Raw genomic sequence first — 13,506 nt, 5'->3', positions numbered from 1 at the left:
CGCGTCAGCTCTTCTCGAGCGTCAGCGAGAACTCCACGAAGCCGTCATCCTCGACCTTCACGAATCCCAGGTCGGGCGCCTCCACCGCGAAGTCGGCGAACGTGATCGGGATGCGGCCCACCACCTGACCGCGCTCGCCGTCGAACACGGCATCCAGCTCCACGCTGACGCTGCGGGTGACTCCGGCGAGCGTGAGATCTCCGGCGGCTGAGACCTTCTGCGGCTGACCGGTCACCGGCATCGCGGATGCCTTCACGGGGCTCGTCAGCACGAACGTCGCCGTGGGGAACTTCCCGGTGCGCATCGCGGTGCCGCGGAAGTACGAGTCGCGGCTGCCGGAATCGGTCGCGATCGAGGCCACGTCCACCTCGATCCGCGCCGCGGTCAGCGTGGCGTCCGCTACGGTCAACGAGCCCGTCACCTCGTCCGTGCGCCCGGTGACGGTCGTGTCGATGTCGTTGAGCACCTCGTCCACCCGGTAGCCGGCGTACGAGCCGTCGCCGACCGTCCAGTCGCCCTGAAGCTCGTCGCTCGACACCGGTCCGGCGGTGGAAGCGGATGCCGACAGGGTGGGCTCCGCAGCCGCCGGAGCGACGAGGTAGTCGCGGTAGATGTACGGACCGGCGAAGGCGGCCGCGCCGATCGCGACGACGATCGTGCCGGCGATGACGAGGGTGATGAGGGTGCGCTTCTTCATGAAGGTGAGGGGTCAGGCGAGCTCGGCGATGACGGGCCGCATGGCCGCATCGAACGCGACCACGTCGCGGCGCAGGCCATCGGTGACGGCCACGCTCAGCGAGCCGATCCACCATATTCCGCGTTGGCTGAACGGCAGCACCTGCACGCTGAGGTCGAAGGAGTGCGCGCGCCGCCCGACCTCGCGCTCGAACTCGGCGATGGCGCTCGCGTAGGCGCGGTACGCGCCGCCCGAGGAGCTGACGGAATCCACGTAGCGGTTGTGCGCGTCCTGCGCATAGCGAAGAGCGGATGCCGCGTGCGGCACGATCGCGTCGCGCAGGTCCTCCGCACCGGTGGTGGGCAGCGCGACGAGCGTGTCGAAGCCGTCCACCAGGTCCAGAGGCACGTCCGAGCGGTGCGCGCGCGGCTCGACGGTCATGTCCCAGTACTCGCGCCACTGCGCCTCGAGGGCTTCGTCGACGTCGGCCGCGTCGGGCCTGCGCACCTCGAGCCCGCGCAGCGCGGGCAGGTCCTCGGGAGTGCGGATGCCGAGCAGCTGCCGCAGCGCGAGCGCCACCAGCACCGAGGTGCCGGCGTCCTCGCGGATCAGCCACTGCGGCTTGTCGCTCATGGCCCCATCGTATGGGGGTTGCTCGCGGCGCGCGCGGGTTCCGGGGCGTCGCACTGTTCTTCGCAGGTCCGCTCTTCCTTCCCTTCGCGGGTCCTGAATTGCTGACTCAACGCCCATGAGACAGCAATCCGCGACCCGCGCAGGGAGGCGGTGAGGTGCTCGGGAGTGTCGCGGGTCCCGTATTGCTGGCTCGATACGAGGCAGGCAGCAATATGCGACCCGCGAAAAGAGGATGTGGGGCGACCCGCGCAGGGAGGCGGTGAGGTGCTCGGGAGTGTCGCGGGCCCTCAGCGCCTGCGCGCGAGGATGCGGCGGCGCAGCCGCTCGCGGCGGCGGGACGGCGGGCGCGTGGCGTCCACCAGCGCCTGGCGCGCAGCGGCGAGGGTCGGGTAGCTGCCGATGCGACGGCTGTGGTTGTCGTGCGTGACATGCGTGCCGTGGTCCACGGTCACGAAGCCGGCGAACTCGCCGTCGTTGGTGGCGACGAACACGTCGCGGTCGGCCTGGCGCCAGGACAGGTCGGGGGCAGGGGAATCGGTCGGGAGAGAAGGCGCGTCGATGCGCGCGGAGATGTCGGTACTGCTCATGATTCTGTGATTCGTGTGCGGGCGGCACGCTGCCGCCTCGGCAATGCCGGGGAGGGGATCGCATCGGTGCGATCCAGCCTGGAGGGGACCCTGGCCGGGTGTGCGCTGCGCCGGGTGAGAAGCGGCGTCGTGATGCGCAATCACTCACTCTAGCAGATCCATCTCCCCAGCATCCGTCTCCCCGGCATCCGGACCCCGTCGCACCGACCTCGGCGAACCCCTCTGGCCGGTAGGCTGTACGCGTGGCAGCCTCCCCCACCAATCCCTATGCTCAGGCCGGTGTCGACACCGCCGCCGGTGACCTCGCCGTCGAACTCATGAAGACCTCCGTTCGTGCGACGCACGGGCCCGAGGTGCTCGGCGGAGTGGGCGGTTTCGCCGGCATGTTCGATGCCAGCGCACTGCTCGGCTACACACGTCCGCTGCTGGCATCCAGCACCGACGGCGTGGGTACGAAGGTCGCCATCGCGCAGGCCATCGACAAGCACGACACCATCGGGCAGGACCTGGTCGGCATGGTCGTCGACGACATCGTCGTGGTCGGGGCGAAGCCGCTGTTCATGACCGACTACATCGCGTGCGGCAAGGTCGTGCCCGAGCGCATCGCCGATATCGTCCGCGGCATCGCCGAGGCGTGCTCGGCCACCGGCACGGCGCTGGTCGGCGGCGAGACCGCCGAGCATCCGGGCCTGCTGGGCCCTCGCGACTACGACGTGGCGGGCGCCGCGACCGGCGTGGTCGAGGCGGATGCTGTGCTCGGAGCGGATCGCGTGCAGGACGGCGACGCGGTGATCGCGCTGGCCTCCAGCGGCCTGCACTCCAACGGCTATTCGCTGGTGCGCCACATCGTCGCGAACGCGGGGATCGGCTACGGCGACAACGCCGCCGACCTCGGCACCACCTGGGGTGAGGCCCTGCTGGAGCCCACCCGCCTGTACACGACGCCGCTGCTGACGCTGCTCGAGCAGGTGCCGCACGGGGTGCACTCCCTCAGTCATGTGACCGGCGGCGGCATCGCCGCCAACCTGGCCCGCGTGCTGCCGCAGGGCAGCTGGGCCGAGGTGGATCGCTCCACCTGGACGCCCAGCCCGGTGTTCCAGGTGCTGGCCGACATCGCGGGCACCCCGATCGTCGACACCGAGGGCACCTGGAATCTGGGTATCGGATTCCTCGCCGTCGTGGCGGAGGAGAAGAAGGATGCCGCGATCGCGGCCATCCAGGCACAGGGAATCCCTGCCTGGCAGGTCGGCACCGTGCACACCGGTGCGCGGCCGGCCGGAGAGTTCGAAGAGGGCGCCAAGGGCGTCGATGGTGGAGCCGTGCGCCTGGTCGGCGCCTATCAGAGCGGAACGAAGTAACACCCCATGTGCGGCATCGTCGGAATGGTCGGGAACGGCCCGGTCAACCAGGACATCTACGACGCGCTGCTGCTGCTGCAGCATCGAGGGCAGGATGCCACGGGCATCGCCACGGCCGAGCCCAGCGGCGTGATGCACATGGCCAAGGCCGAGGGCATGGTGCGCGAGGCGTTCCGCACCCGCGACATGCGCTCGCTGCTCGGCAACATCGGTCTGGGGCACGTGCGCTACGCCACGAAGGGCACCGCCTCGAACGAGGAGGAGATGCAGCCGTTCTACGTGAACGCGCCCTATGGCATCGTGCTCATCCACAACGGCAACCTCACCAACACGCGTGAGCTGACCGCCGACATGGCGCAGCGCGACCGTCGTCACCTGAACTCGTCCAGCGACACCGAGCTGCTGCTGAACGTGCTGGCCGGCGAGCTGCAGAGCACCACCTCGGCGGTCGACCTCGACCCCGAGCGCATCTTCGAGGCCGTCGCCCGCACGCACAAGCGCATCGAGGGTGCGTACGCGGTGATCGCCATCATCGCCGGGTACGGGATGCTCGCGTTCCGCGACCCGTTCGGCATCCGCCCCCTCATCCTCGGACGTCGGGCCGCGACCGAGCCGGGGAAGGCCGACGAGTGGGTGGTGACCAGCGAGTCCCTGGTGCTGGAGAACGCCGACTACGAGGTCGTGCGCGAGGTCGAGCCCGGTGAGGCCGTGTTCATCACCAACGACGGCGAACTGTTCACGCAGCAGTGCGCCGAGCACACGCAGCTGACGCCGTGCGCGTTCGAGTACGTCTACCTCGCCCGTCCCGACTCCGTCATGAACGGCGTCTCGGTGTACGAGTCGCGGCTGCGGATGGGCGAGCGACTGGCCGACACCATCGCCAAGCACGTGCCGCTGGACGAGATCGATGTGGTCATGCCCATCCCCGACTCCTCGCGCCCCTCGGCCATGGAGGTCGCCCGCAAGCTCGGCAAGGAGTACCGCGAGGGCTTCTACAAGAACCGCTACGTGGGCCGCACGTTCATCATGCCCGGGCAGGCTGTGCGCAAGAAGAGCGTGCGCCAGAAGCTCAACGCCATGTCGGCGGAGTTCCAGGGCAAGAACGTGCTGCTCATCGATGACTCCATCGTGCGGGGCACCACCAGCACGCAGATCATCCAGATGGCCCGGGATGCCGGTGCGAAGTCGGTGATCTTCGCCTCGGCCGCGCCGCCGGTGCGCTACGCGCACGTGTACGGCATCAACATGCCGTCGAAGCACGAGCTGGTCGCGCACGGCCGCACGATCCCCGAGATCGCCGAGGTGCTCGGCTGCGACAGGATCGTGTACCAGGAGGTCGAGGACCTGAAGGCCGCGATCATCGAGGGCTCCGAGCTGACAGACCTCGACATGAGCTGCTTCGACGGGCGCTACATCACCGGAACCGTGACCCCCGAGTATCTCGATTGGGTCGAGAAGTCGCAGACCTCGTGACGGCCTCGAGCGCACGGCCGCTCTGGCACGGGCGTGCGCTCGCCGTGCTCGGCATCCTGCTGTGCGCGTTCTCGCTGCGCTCGGCGGTGGCGTCGCTGTCGCCGATGCTCGACCTGATCGAGCGCGACTTCCCGCTCGCACCGACCGTGGTCGGGTTGATCGGCGCGGCGCCGCCGGTGTGCTTCGGGCTGTTCGGTCTGGTGACTCCGGTTCTCGAGCGCCGGCTGGGGCTGGAACGGCTGACGGTGCTGGCGCTCGCGACGATCACGGTCGGGCTGGTCCTGCGCGGCCTGGTCGGCGACTCGACCGGCCTGCTGCTGACGACCGCCCTGATCTTCGCGGGTGTCGGGATGGGCAACATCCTCATGCCTCCGCTGGTGAAGAAGTACTTCCCCGACCGGCTCGGGCTGATGATGACGCTGTACACCTCGGCCATGGCGCTCTCGACGTTCGTGCCGCCGCTGATCGCGGTGCCGGTGGCGGATGCCATGGGCTGGCGCTTCTCGATCGCACTGTGGGGCGCGTTCGCGCTGGCCGGTGTCGTCCCGTGGATCCTGATGCTGCTGCGCGGGCGAGTCGATGCCAGTACTTGGGTCCCTGAGCCTGTCGAAGGGCCCGAGCCCGCCGCCGCGGAGTCCGCGCAGACATCCACACGCGACATCCCGACGGAAGCATTGACCGGCCCGATCCCGACGACACCCGCCGATCGCCGGCTCTTCGGACGGCTCGCGCGCATTCCTCTGGTGTGGGCGGTGTCGGCGGTCTTCGCAACCTCGTCGACGATGGCCTACGTGTCGTTCGCATGGCTGCCCGCGGTGTTCATCGATATCGGCGGGGTGGATGCGGCGACCGCCGGCCTGCTGCTGTCGCTGTTCGGAACCGTGGCACTGCCGGCATCGCTGCTGGTTCCGGTGCTGGTGGTGCGGATGCAGGCCACGCGCCCCCTGGTGCTGGTCGGATCGATCGGCGGCCTGGTGGGCCTGACCGGACTGATCCTGGCGCCGGCTCCCGGACTGCTCGTGCTGTGGACCGTGCTGTTCGGCGTGAACGGCGTGCTGTTCCCGCTGGCGCTGGTGCTGATCAGCATCCGCGCCCGCACTCCCGAGACAGCAGTCGTGCTGTCGAGTTTCGTGCAGAGCGTCGGCTACGCGGTTGCGGCGGTGTTCCCCGTGCTGTTCGGGGTGCTGCACGCGGTGAGCGGCTCGTGGACGTGGTCGCTGCTGCTGCTCGGTGCGGTGCTCATCGTGGTGATCCCGTTCGGCATGGTCGCCGGCCGCCGACGCACCGTCGAGGACGAGTGGGAGAGCCGGCACGGCTCCTGGTGAAGGCGGAACGGCTGAGGCCTGCTCAGCAGACCGTCACCTCGTCGCCGACGCGGATGACGCCGCCCGTCCCGCCGGTGTCGCCGACCGCGCCGGACACGTCCTGCAGCAGCAGGAGGCGGCCGAGCGTGGGCTCCGGCAGCCCGATGTCGCGTGTCAGGGCCGTCAGGATGCGTGCATCGCGGATGCCGGTGTCGGGGTTCGCGTGCGGAGCCAGGCATCGCACGATCGGGCCCTCCGCGGTGAAGCGCACGTCGCCGATGCGCACCTCGCCGGTCCAGGCCAGCTCGTCCCAGGCATCCGCTCCGTCGATCACGACGTTCGAGCGGAACCGGCGATGGTCCAGTTCCTGCCCGAGCACGTCGCCGACGGCGTCGACGCTGGCGGTGCTGTGCAGGGTGACGAAGCCCTTGGACCGGTCCTGGAACCGTGCGTGCTCGCCGTCGCCGACCAGCACGAGCGGCAGTCTGCCCTCGCGCTGAAGCAGCTTCCACTCGGGGGAGTCCAGCACGAACGCGGTCATGATCTCGGTGAGCTCTTCACGACCGTCGGCGTCCAGCACGACATCCACGAGCAGAGTGTCGTCGTAGGTGACCCGCACGCGTCGCGCGACGTGGTCGTACGACACCTGCAGCGCGGCCAGCGTAGGGAACGACTCCAGTGCGAGGCCCTTCGACTTCGGCCAGTAGTCCAGTCCGTCGCGATGCTCGGGCTGCGCGGCATCGGCGAATCGGAAGGCCAGCACGCGATCTCCGGCGACGCGTCCGTCCGACTGGATCGTCAGCTCGTCGAGGCGCTCGGGCGTGAACCCCTTGATCGGATGACGGTACAGAGCTGCGACGCGGGGCATCCGGCCATTCTGTCATCCCTTCGACGGGCTCAGGGGCCCAGCGGGGTCCGGAGGGGACGACGAAACCCTGGTCGACTCAGCGGATGCCGGTCGCCAGGGTGTTGTCGTGCGGAGGTGGGAGGTCAGGCTCGCTCGAGCTCGTCCTCATCCTCGTCTTCGTACTGATCGGCCCACTTGTCGACGTACTGGTCCTCCTCGGAGGACGGGTGCCCGAGTTCATTCTCCAGAGCGGAGAAGTTCACCGTCGGACTGTACGACTTGAGTTCGCGAGCGATCTTGGTGTGCTTCGCCTTCTGACGGCCACGGCCCATGCGCGAGACCCCCTTTTTACGAGTTCAGCAGCGGGCTGTGCACAGCCGGCTGTCATTTCACGGCACCGGCCTGAAGCCGGTAAGAGTAGCATTCAGAATAGCACGCACGCCAGAGCAATCGGCCGCGCGACGGCCCTTCGCGGAAGGATCGACATGACAGATTCCACGCCCACGGCATCCGAAGAGAGCGTCCAGAACGCCGCACTGCAGAAGGCGGTGATCGTCGGCATTCAGCCGGGCCAGCCCGCGCAGGTGATGGCAGAGGCGATCCGCTACGCCACCCTGCTGAAGGCCCCGCTGATGGTCGTGCACGTCGACGTGACGCGCTTCGTCACCTACGAGGACCCCGACGGCTATGTGCACTCCGCACCCATCGACCTGAATCTCGATGCCGGCGCCGCCGAGTTCGAAGACGTGCAGAAGCTCGCCTCCGACGCTCTCGGCAAGTCCGAGCTGGTGTGGGCCACGCGCCAGCTGGTGGGCGACCCCGCGCTGGCGATCAAGCAGCTGGCGGACAAGCTCGACGCGCAGCTGATCGTGATCGGCACGCGCAAGCGCGGCATCGGGGAGTCCATCCGCGAGTTCTTCACCGGATCGGTGGCCGCGCGCCTCGCGCACCGGCAGCACCGCTCGGTGCTGGTGGTCCCGCAGGGCGAGCCCGTCCCCGACGACGAGAAGGTCTGGCAGGAGTAGCACCGCCCCGAAGGCTCAGCCGCGCCGCTGCTCGCGCGGCAGTTCTCGACGTCTCAGGATGCTCGCGCGGCAGTTCTCGATCGGCGCTGCGTCTATCTGCACGGCGCGGAGCAAGAACTGCCGCGCGGACCTGGGTGCGGGTCGAGAACTGCCGCGCGGAGGACAGCGCGGTGTCGAGAACAGCCGCGCGAAGCCGGGGCTCAGCCGCGCAGGGCCGACAGCGCGCGGGTCACGGCGTGGGCGGCGTCGTCGAGCGCCCGCTCGAGGTCCGTCACCACTGCGGCCGGCAGCACGGAGCCGCGGGCGACGTGCGTGCGCAGGTCGGTGCGCACCTGGGCGCGGAACGCGTTGATCGCGGCATCCGCCCGCTGCAGGTTCTCACGGCTGGTGACGCGCTCATCGCTCATCCCGTCCGAGCGCAGCCGCGTCTTGGCGGCGCGACGCTCCTCCTGCGCGGCCGTGGCGAGGTCGGCGCGCAGGCTGCGCATGGCCTCCTGCACGCTGTGCCGCACCTCGCTGGCGATCAGCCGCACCGAGTCGGACAGTCCCTGCTCGATGCCCTCCAGGTCTTCCGTCCTGGCGTCGAGCTCGGCGCGACCGGCATCCGTGATGGCGTAGATGGTGGTGCGTCCCTCGACGGTCTTGGTGACCAGGCCCTCCTCCTCCAGCTTCGCCAGGCGCGGATAGATGGTGCCGGCACTGGGCGTGTACGTGCCGCCGGTGCGATCGGTGAGTGCCTGGATGATGCCGTAGCCGTGCTGCGGCGCCTCGTTCAGCAGCGACAGCAGGTACAGCCGCAGGTCGCCGTGCGAGAAGACGGCGGGACTCATGATTCCTCCCACTCGGGGTCGTCGGCGACGGTCGGGCGAGCCTGGCGCAGCACCGTGATGCCGCCGGAGACCGTGTTGGCGCGCAGGTCGACGAAGCTGCCGGCCAGTTCGCCGGTCTGGCCGGAGTAGTTGCTGGGGCCGCCGCCCGAGCGCTTGACGCCGTCCACGGTGAGCCGCCCGCTCATGCTGCGCAGCACGTAGTTGGCGGGCAGCGTCTCGTCGAGGCGCGTGGTGACGGAGCCGGAGACCGTGTTGATGTTGAGCGTGTTCACGTCGCCGATGGCGTCGATCAGCACCGAGCCCGAGACCGTGTCGACGACGGCCTTGCGCAGCGAGCCGGTGACGGCGACATCGCCGGAGACGCTGTTGGCGGTGACCGACCCCGTCAGGCTGCGCACCTGCACGTCGCCGGAGACGGAGTTGGCCGTCAGATCGCCCGTCACGTCGTCCGCGATGATGTCGCCCGAGACGGTGTTGAGCTTGACGTCGTTGCGGATGCCGGAGACCAGCGCCCCCGCGCTGACCACGCCCAGCGTCAGCGAGATGCCGCGCGGCACGGCCACGCTGATCTCGGCCTTGGGGCCGCCGGCGCCGAAGTTGCGGAACACCTCGAGGAAGTTGTCCCACCCGATCTGCGGGTGGTCGATCTCGATCTGGGCGCCGTCGGACTCGACGCGCAGGTCCTTGATGGTGACGCCGTGCACCTCGATGCGCACACCGGGTTCGTCGTGTGCGATGACGTCGACCTGACCGCCGACCAGCCCGATCTTGAGCCGGGATGCGGAGGCGATGTCGATGACGCGTTCCTCGCCGGGGGCGATGAGCCACTTCTCGGTCATTGTCGTTCTCTTCCTGGTTGGGCGATATCAAGATATATCGCGTGTTGCGAGCGTAACACGATATATCTCGAGTTTGTCAAGAGGTTGGGTCGAGGTCAGGAAAGACTCAGGATGCTCGCGCTTGACCTTGACGTAACGTCAACTTCTACCGTGGTCTTCATCGATGGAACGACCGAAGGAGCGGATGCCGTGGACTGGTCCATCCAGGAGATCGCCCGCCTCGCGGGCACCACCAGCAGAACGCTGCGTCACTACGACGCCATCGGACTGCTGGCGCCCTCGCGCATCGCGGGCAACGGCTATCGGCACTACGACGAGTCCGCGCTCGTGCGCCTGCAGCGCATCCTGCTGCTGCGCGAGCTCGGGCTCGGCCTGCCGCAGATCGGGCAGGTGCTGGAGCAGGGGCAACCTGAGGCATCCGCTCTGCAGACGCATCTCGAGCTGCTCCGGGCGGAGCAGCAGCGCCTCGCGCGCCAGATCGCGTCCGTCGAATCCACCATCACCGCACTGACAGAGAGGAAGGACCTCATGGCCGAGAACATGTTCGACGGCTTCGACCACACCCAGTACAAGGACGAGGTCGAGCAGCGTTGGGGCAAGAAGGCCTACGCCGACAGCGACCGCTGGTGGCGGGGCATGAGCGAGAGCGAGCGCGCGGGCTGGAAGCAGCGCGTGGTCGAACTCAATCACGACTGGGTCGCCGCAGCCGAGACGGGCGTCGACCCGGCATCCGCCGAGGCGCAGGCGCTCGCCGCGCGTCATGTGGCCTGGCTCACCGGCATCCCCGGCACTCCGGCCGCCGCCGCCGGCGGTGACGTCAAGGCGTACGTGATCGGACTCGGCGAGATGTACGTCGCCGACCCGCGCTTCGGCGCGAACTACGGCGGCGAACAGGGTGCGGCGTTCGTGCGCGACGCGCTGCGGAACTACGCCGAGGCGAACCTGTAGCCGCTCGCACCTGTACCCGTGGCCGGCCGAGCCCGCGATATCCCTCTGATCGTGGATGTCGCAGGCCCGGCCGTGATGGCCGCCACCTGCCAGCCCGGGATAGTCTGGCTGAACGATGAGCATCACTCGCCGCACCCTGCTGCTCGGCGCCGGAACCGGTGCCGTAGCGGTGCTCCTGGCCGCGTGCACGCCCGAGCCGAAACCGAAGCCGACGCGCACGACCCCGGTGCCCAGGCCCACGGCCCCGCCGGCGGTCCCCGCACCTGCCGCGTGGGCGCGCAGCGCCTGGTCGACCGACCCGTACTCCTTCGGATCCATCAGCTACCTGCCGGCCGGCGCCGACCCGCAGCAGCGCGCGACCCTCGCAGAGCCCATCGGCGACCGGCTGTACTTCGCCGGGGAGGCGCTGGATCCCGATCACCCCGGCACCGTGCTGGGAGCCGTCGACTCCGGCCGCTCCGCAGCCCTCGCGCTGATCGTCGCGGCGGGTGAGAAGGAGCGCGTGGCGGTCGTCGGCGCGGGTGCCGCGGGCGTCGTGGCGGCGCGGATGCTGGCCGATGCCAACCACGACGTGACCATCTTCGAGGCCCGTGACCGGTCGGGCGGGCGCATCCTCAGCAAGTCGGGCGACGACTGGCCCATCCCCGCGCAGCTGGGCGCGTGGCTCATCTCCGACGAGCAGCTCACGGCCCTGCACGACCGCATCACCACGCTCGGCGAGCAGCAGGTCGCACTCGACACGGCGACCGGCTGGTCGAAGGACGGCGCAGTCGACACGGTCTCGGGGCAGGCCATCGCCCAGGCCATCGACAGGGCGAAGAGCCTGCCGTCCGACGTGCCCCTCGACGAGGCCCTCACGCAGAACGGGGCCGATCCCGATGACCCCGCGCTCGCTGCGGCCCTCGCCTGGCAGGCCGCCATCACCGGCGCGGACCCCGCCAAGGCATCCAGCTGGTACCCGCCGGCTTTCCCCGCCGACACACTGACGGGCATGGAGGAGGACCTCGGCGGGTTCTTCGACAAGCACCTGAAGGATCAGGAGATCACGCTGGCCTCGCCGGTCGTGCGCATCGCCTACGACGACAAGGGTGTGAGCCTGCGGCTGGGCACCGGAGAGGCCCTGTCGTTCGACCGCGTGATCGTCACCGTGCCGTTGGGCGTGCTGCAGCAGCAGGGGATCGAATTCGCCCCCGCGCTGCCGTTCTCGCACCGGGGCGCCATCTCGGCACTGGCATCCGGTTTCGTCGAGACGGTGTGGATGCGATTCGACGAGCCGTTCTGGGACGCCGAGCAGGCCATCTGGCACGTCGTCGGCGGCGACGGGCTGATCCGCACCTGGCTGAACCTGATGCCGGCCACCGGGGAACCGGTGCTGGTCGGGATCGTCGGAGGGTCGGAGGCGGAGGAGTTCGCGGCGCTCAGCGACCGCGACGCACGGGTGGCCGCCAGAGCGGCACTCGAGTTCTTCGCACCCACCCCGAAGGACGCGAGCTGATCTCGCCCCACGGAGGCAGCCGCACGCGCACGTGGCTCAGCAGCACCAGCAGGGCGGCGACCACGGCGAAGATCGACAGCGCCGCCAGGCAGGAGATGCCCATCTCCGGCAACCCGGACACCTGGCGAGGGTCGAGGAAGTAGTACGGATACCAGCCGATGATGCTGCCGCGCCAGATCGTGAACACGCCCCAGATCAGCGGGTACAGCAGCACGAACGGCAGCACCCGCCAGGATGCCGGCTGCCGCCCCGGCCCGATCAGCCAGCCGATCACGGCCAGCGCGGGCAGCACGTAGTGCAGCACGACGTCCGACCACGGGACGGTGATCGGGATGCCGCGCACCCCCGCCTGCCAGACGATGATCGAGAAGGCCAGCCCCGCCGTGGTCGTCCAGCTCAGCACCAGCACACGCGCCGAGGTCAGCCAGGCGGGATCCAGCGGCTGCCGCAGCGCGATGATCCCGGCGGTGATCGTCACCGCGGCGAACGCGATGTTCGACTGGATGGTCAGGTAGGCGAAGAAGTTGTCGCTGGCGAGGGTCTGCGAGCCCATGCCCCACAGCATCCGGTGCGTGAGGGACACGACGCACACGGCTGCGGCGAGCAGACGCAGCCATCCGAAGATCCTTCTCGTCAGCACGCGGGCGTCGTCCTCCTGGGGCCGGGCACCCCTCGGGTGGGGCTCGGTCGTCTCCCGAGTCTACGTAACGGCGGCCGGGGCGAGGCTCCCGACTAGAGTTGCGCAGGTGACCTCATCCACCCCAGCGAGCGCCGTCCTGCGGCGTGCGGCGCTGGTCGCTCTGGGCGGGATGCTGGGCACCGCCGCCCGGATGGGGTTGGGGCTGCTCATCCCCGATGCGCCCGTGGGTGTTCTGGTGGCGAACCTGGTCGGCGCCCTGGTACTGGGCATCCTGACCGCCCGGCTTCCGGCATCCGATCTGCGGGTGTTCCTCGGCACCGGCATGCTCGGCGGGTTCACGACCTACAGCTCGTTCATGGTCGACTCCGTGCAGCTGTGGGCGTCGTCTGCACTGCTGGCGGCGGGCTATGTCGCCCTCACCCTGGCCGGCGGCATCGCGCTCGCCGCACTCGGACTGCATCTCGGCCGAAAGCGGGGCGCCGCATGAGCCCGATGATCTTCCTGCTGGCCGCCGCCTGCGGCGGACTGGGTGCCGCGACGAGGTACCTCGTCGACCTCGGCATCGCGCGGGCGACCGGCACGCGGTTCCCGTGGGGCGTGGTGATCATCAACGTGAGCGGATCGCTGCTGCTCGGCCTCGTGGTGGGGATGCTGCCGGGGGCGGCGTTCGTCGTGGGCACGGGGTTCCTCGGCGGCTACACCACCTTCAGCACGGCGATGATCGACACGGTCGCGCTGTGGCGCGACGGTGAGCGCCGGGCATCCGTCCTGTACTCGGGCGGGATGCTGCTGGCCGGCTTCGCCGCCGCGGCCGTCGGCCTCGCGCTGGGCCTGGCCGCCTGACAGCATCC

Annotated in this window: 16 protein-coding genes; 8 read left to right on the top strand and 8 right to left on the bottom strand. The window is 69.5% G+C overall.

Going from position 1 to position 13,506, the window contains the following annotated elements:
• Nucleotides 1–4: 4 nt before the first annotated feature.
• From Q0568_RS04915 to Q0568_RS04905, 3 genes are all read right to left on the bottom strand, one after another.
• Nucleotides 5–697 carry a YceI family protein gene (locus Q0568_RS04915; RefSeq protein ID WP_298863156.1) on the bottom strand — a complete coding sequence of 231 codons (693 nt, stop codon included), beginning with the start codon at nucleotides 695–697 and terminating at the stop codon, nucleotides 5–7.
• 12 nt (nucleotides 698–709) lie between these two features.
• Nucleotides 710–1,309: a zinc-binding alcohol dehydrogenase gene (locus Q0568_RS04910; protein WP_298863152.1), complete on the bottom strand. Its 600-nt coding sequence runs from the start codon at nucleotides 1,307–1,309 to the stop codon at nucleotides 710–712.
• 287 nt (nucleotides 1,310–1,596) lie between these two features.
• Nucleotides 1,597–1,896 (bottom strand): hypothetical protein, encoded by a 300-nt coding sequence (locus tag Q0568_RS04905; protein ID WP_298863149.1) that lies wholly within the window; start codon nucleotides 1,894–1,896, stop codon nucleotides 1,597–1,599.
• 242 nt (nucleotides 1,897–2,138) lie between these two features.
• On the opposite strand from Q0568_RS04905, the gene purM reads away from it, so the two are divergent.
• From purM to Q0568_RS04890, 3 genes are read left to right on the top strand one after another with little or no spacing between them, the layout of a single operon-like run.
• The gene (purM, locus tag Q0568_RS04900; RefSeq protein ID WP_298863144.1) at nucleotides 2,139–3,254 is read left to right on the top strand and encodes a phosphoribosylformylglycinamidine cyclo-ligase; all 1,116 of its coding nucleotides are present in this window, start codon (nucleotides 2,139–2,141) and stop codon (nucleotides 3,252–3,254) included.
• Between the two features lie 6 nt (nucleotides 3,255–3,260).
• Nucleotides 3,261–4,727 (top strand): amidophosphoribosyltransferase, encoded by a 1,467-nt coding sequence (purF, locus tag Q0568_RS04895; RefSeq protein ID WP_298863141.1) that lies wholly within the window; start codon nucleotides 3,261–3,263, stop codon nucleotides 4,725–4,727.
• Nucleotides 4,724–6,052: an MFS transporter gene (locus tag Q0568_RS04890; RefSeq protein ID WP_298863138.1), complete on the top strand. Its 1,329-nt coding sequence runs from the start codon at nucleotides 4,724–4,726 to the stop codon at nucleotides 6,050–6,052. Before purF ends, Q0568_RS04890 begins: the two co-directional genes overlap by 4 nt.
• Nucleotides 6,053–6,074: 22 nt before the next feature.
• Here the strand turns inward: Q0568_RS04890 and Q0568_RS04885 are convergent, their stop codons facing one another.
• Together Q0568_RS04885 and Q0568_RS04880 are read right to left on the bottom strand one after the other, a co-directional pair.
• Nucleotides 6,075–6,899, bottom strand: a complete 825-nt coding sequence (locus Q0568_RS04885) for an MOSC domain-containing protein (RefSeq protein ID WP_298863135.1) — start codon at nucleotides 6,897–6,899, stop codon at nucleotides 6,075–6,077.
• 122 nt (nucleotides 6,900–7,021) lie between these two features.
• Nucleotides 7,022–7,210, bottom strand: a complete 189-nt coding sequence (locus tag Q0568_RS04880) for a DUF3073 domain-containing protein (protein ID WP_298863132.1) — start codon at nucleotides 7,208–7,210, stop codon at nucleotides 7,022–7,024.
• A gap of 153 nt (nucleotides 7,211–7,363) precedes the next feature.
• On the opposite strand from Q0568_RS04880, the gene Q0568_RS04875 reads away from it, so the two are divergent.
• Nucleotides 7,364–7,903, top strand: a complete 540-nt coding sequence (locus Q0568_RS04875; RefSeq protein WP_298863130.1) for a universal stress protein — start codon at nucleotides 7,364–7,366, stop codon at nucleotides 7,901–7,903.
• A 200-nt stretch (nucleotides 7,904–8,103) separates the two neighbouring features.
• Here Q0568_RS04875 and Q0568_RS04870 read toward each other — a convergent pair whose 3' ends face one another.
• Together Q0568_RS04870 and Q0568_RS04865 are read right to left on the bottom strand one after the other, a co-directional pair.
• Nucleotides 8,104–8,733: a PadR family transcriptional regulator gene (locus Q0568_RS04870; RefSeq protein WP_298863126.1), complete on the bottom strand. Its 630-nt coding sequence runs from the start codon at nucleotides 8,731–8,733 to the stop codon at nucleotides 8,104–8,106.
• On the bottom strand, nucleotides 8,730–9,572 hold the full coding sequence (locus Q0568_RS04865) for a DUF4097 family beta strand repeat-containing protein (protein ID WP_298863123.1): 843 nt from the start codon (nucleotides 9,570–9,572) through the stop codon (nucleotides 8,730–8,732). Before Q0568_RS04865 ends, Q0568_RS04870 begins: the two co-directional genes overlap by 4 nt.
• A gap of 189 nt (nucleotides 9,573–9,761) precedes the next feature.
• On the opposite strand from Q0568_RS04865, the gene Q0568_RS04860 reads away from it, so the two are divergent.
• Together Q0568_RS04860 and Q0568_RS04855 are read left to right on the top strand one after the other, a co-directional pair.
• Entirely contained in the window at nucleotides 9,762–10,520 is a 759-nt protein-coding gene (locus Q0568_RS04860) for a MerR family transcriptional regulator (RefSeq protein WP_298864120.1), read from the top strand.
• A 115-nt stretch (nucleotides 10,521–10,635) separates the two neighbouring features.
• Complete coding sequence (locus tag Q0568_RS04855) at nucleotides 10,636–12,015, top strand: FAD-dependent oxidoreductase (RefSeq protein ID WP_298863120.1); 1,380 nt, start codon at nucleotides 10,636–10,638, stop codon at nucleotides 12,013–12,015.
• Here Q0568_RS04855 and Q0568_RS04850 read toward each other — a convergent pair.
• Nucleotides 11,939–12,655, bottom strand: a complete 717-nt coding sequence (locus Q0568_RS04850; protein ID WP_298863117.1) for a Pr6Pr family membrane protein — start codon at nucleotides 12,653–12,655, stop codon at nucleotides 11,939–11,941. The genes Q0568_RS04855 and Q0568_RS04850 overlap by 77 nt on opposite strands.
• A 106-nt stretch (nucleotides 12,656–12,761) precedes the next feature.
• Here Q0568_RS04850 and Q0568_RS04845 point away from each other — a divergent pair, with 106 nt between their 5' ends.
• Nucleotides 12,762–13,142 carry a CrcB family protein gene (locus tag Q0568_RS04845; protein WP_298863114.1) on the top strand — a complete coding sequence of 127 codons (381 nt, stop codon included), beginning with the start codon at nucleotides 12,762–12,764 and terminating at the stop codon, nucleotides 13,140–13,142.
• On the top strand, nucleotides 13,139–13,498 hold the full coding sequence (locus tag Q0568_RS04840) for a CrcB family protein (RefSeq protein ID WP_298863111.1): 360 nt from the start codon (nucleotides 13,139–13,141) through the stop codon (nucleotides 13,496–13,498). Before Q0568_RS04845 ends, Q0568_RS04840 begins: the two co-directional genes overlap by 4 nt.
• Nucleotides 13,499–13,506 lie beyond the last annotated feature (8 nt).

It is taken from the genome of uncultured Microbacterium sp. (assembly GCF_937927635.1).
Lineage (GTDB): Bacteria > Actinomycetota > Actinomycetes > Actinomycetales > Microbacteriaceae > Microbacterium.
The sequence above is the reverse complement of the archived record's forward strand: the minus strand, read 5'-3'. Positions and strand labels throughout refer to the sequence as shown.

What these genes read in the sequence shown, in the direction of transcription:
- Q0568_RS04915 (WP_298863156.1), bottom strand. Translation starts at nt 697, where the DNA reads ATGAAGAAGCGCACCCTCATCACCCTCGTCATCGCCGGCACGATCGTC.
- Q0568_RS04880 (WP_298863132.1), bottom strand. Translation starts at nt 7,210, where the DNA reads ATGGGCCGTGGCCGTCAGAAGGCGAAGCACACCAAGATCGCTCGCGAA.
- Q0568_RS04885 (WP_298863135.1), bottom strand. Translation starts at nt 6,899, where the DNA reads ATGCCCCGCGTCGCAGCTCTGTACCGTCATCCGATCAAGGGGTTCACG.
- Q0568_RS04905 (WP_298863149.1), bottom strand. Translation starts at nt 1,896, where the DNA reads ATGAGCAGTACCGACATCTCCGCGCGCATCGACGCGCCTTCTCTCCCG.
- Q0568_RS04855 (WP_298863120.1), top strand. Translation starts at nt 10,636, where the DNA reads ATGAGCATCACTCGCCGCACCCTGCTGCTCGGCGCCGGAACCGGTGCC.
- Q0568_RS04865 (WP_298863123.1), bottom strand. Translation starts at nt 9,572, where the DNA reads ATGACCGAGAAGTGGCTCATCGCCCCCGGCGAGGAACGCGTCATCGAC.
- Q0568_RS04840 (WP_298863111.1), top strand. Translation starts at nt 13,139, where the DNA reads ATGAGCCCGATGATCTTCCTGCTGGCCGCCGCCTGCGGCGGACTGGGT.
- Q0568_RS04870 (WP_298863126.1), bottom strand. Translation starts at nt 8,733, where the DNA reads ATGAGTCCCGCCGTCTTCTCGCACGGCGACCTGCGGCTGTACCTGCTG.
- Q0568_RS04910 (WP_298863152.1), bottom strand. Translation starts at nt 1,309, where the DNA reads ATGAGCGACAAGCCGCAGTGGCTGATCCGCGAGGACGCCGGCACCTCG.
- purF (WP_298863141.1), top strand. Translation starts at nt 3,261, where the DNA reads ATGTGCGGCATCGTCGGAATGGTCGGGAACGGCCCGGTCAACCAGGAC.
- Q0568_RS04875 (WP_298863130.1), top strand. Translation starts at nt 7,364, where the DNA reads ATGACAGATTCCACGCCCACGGCATCCGAAGAGAGCGTCCAGAACGCC.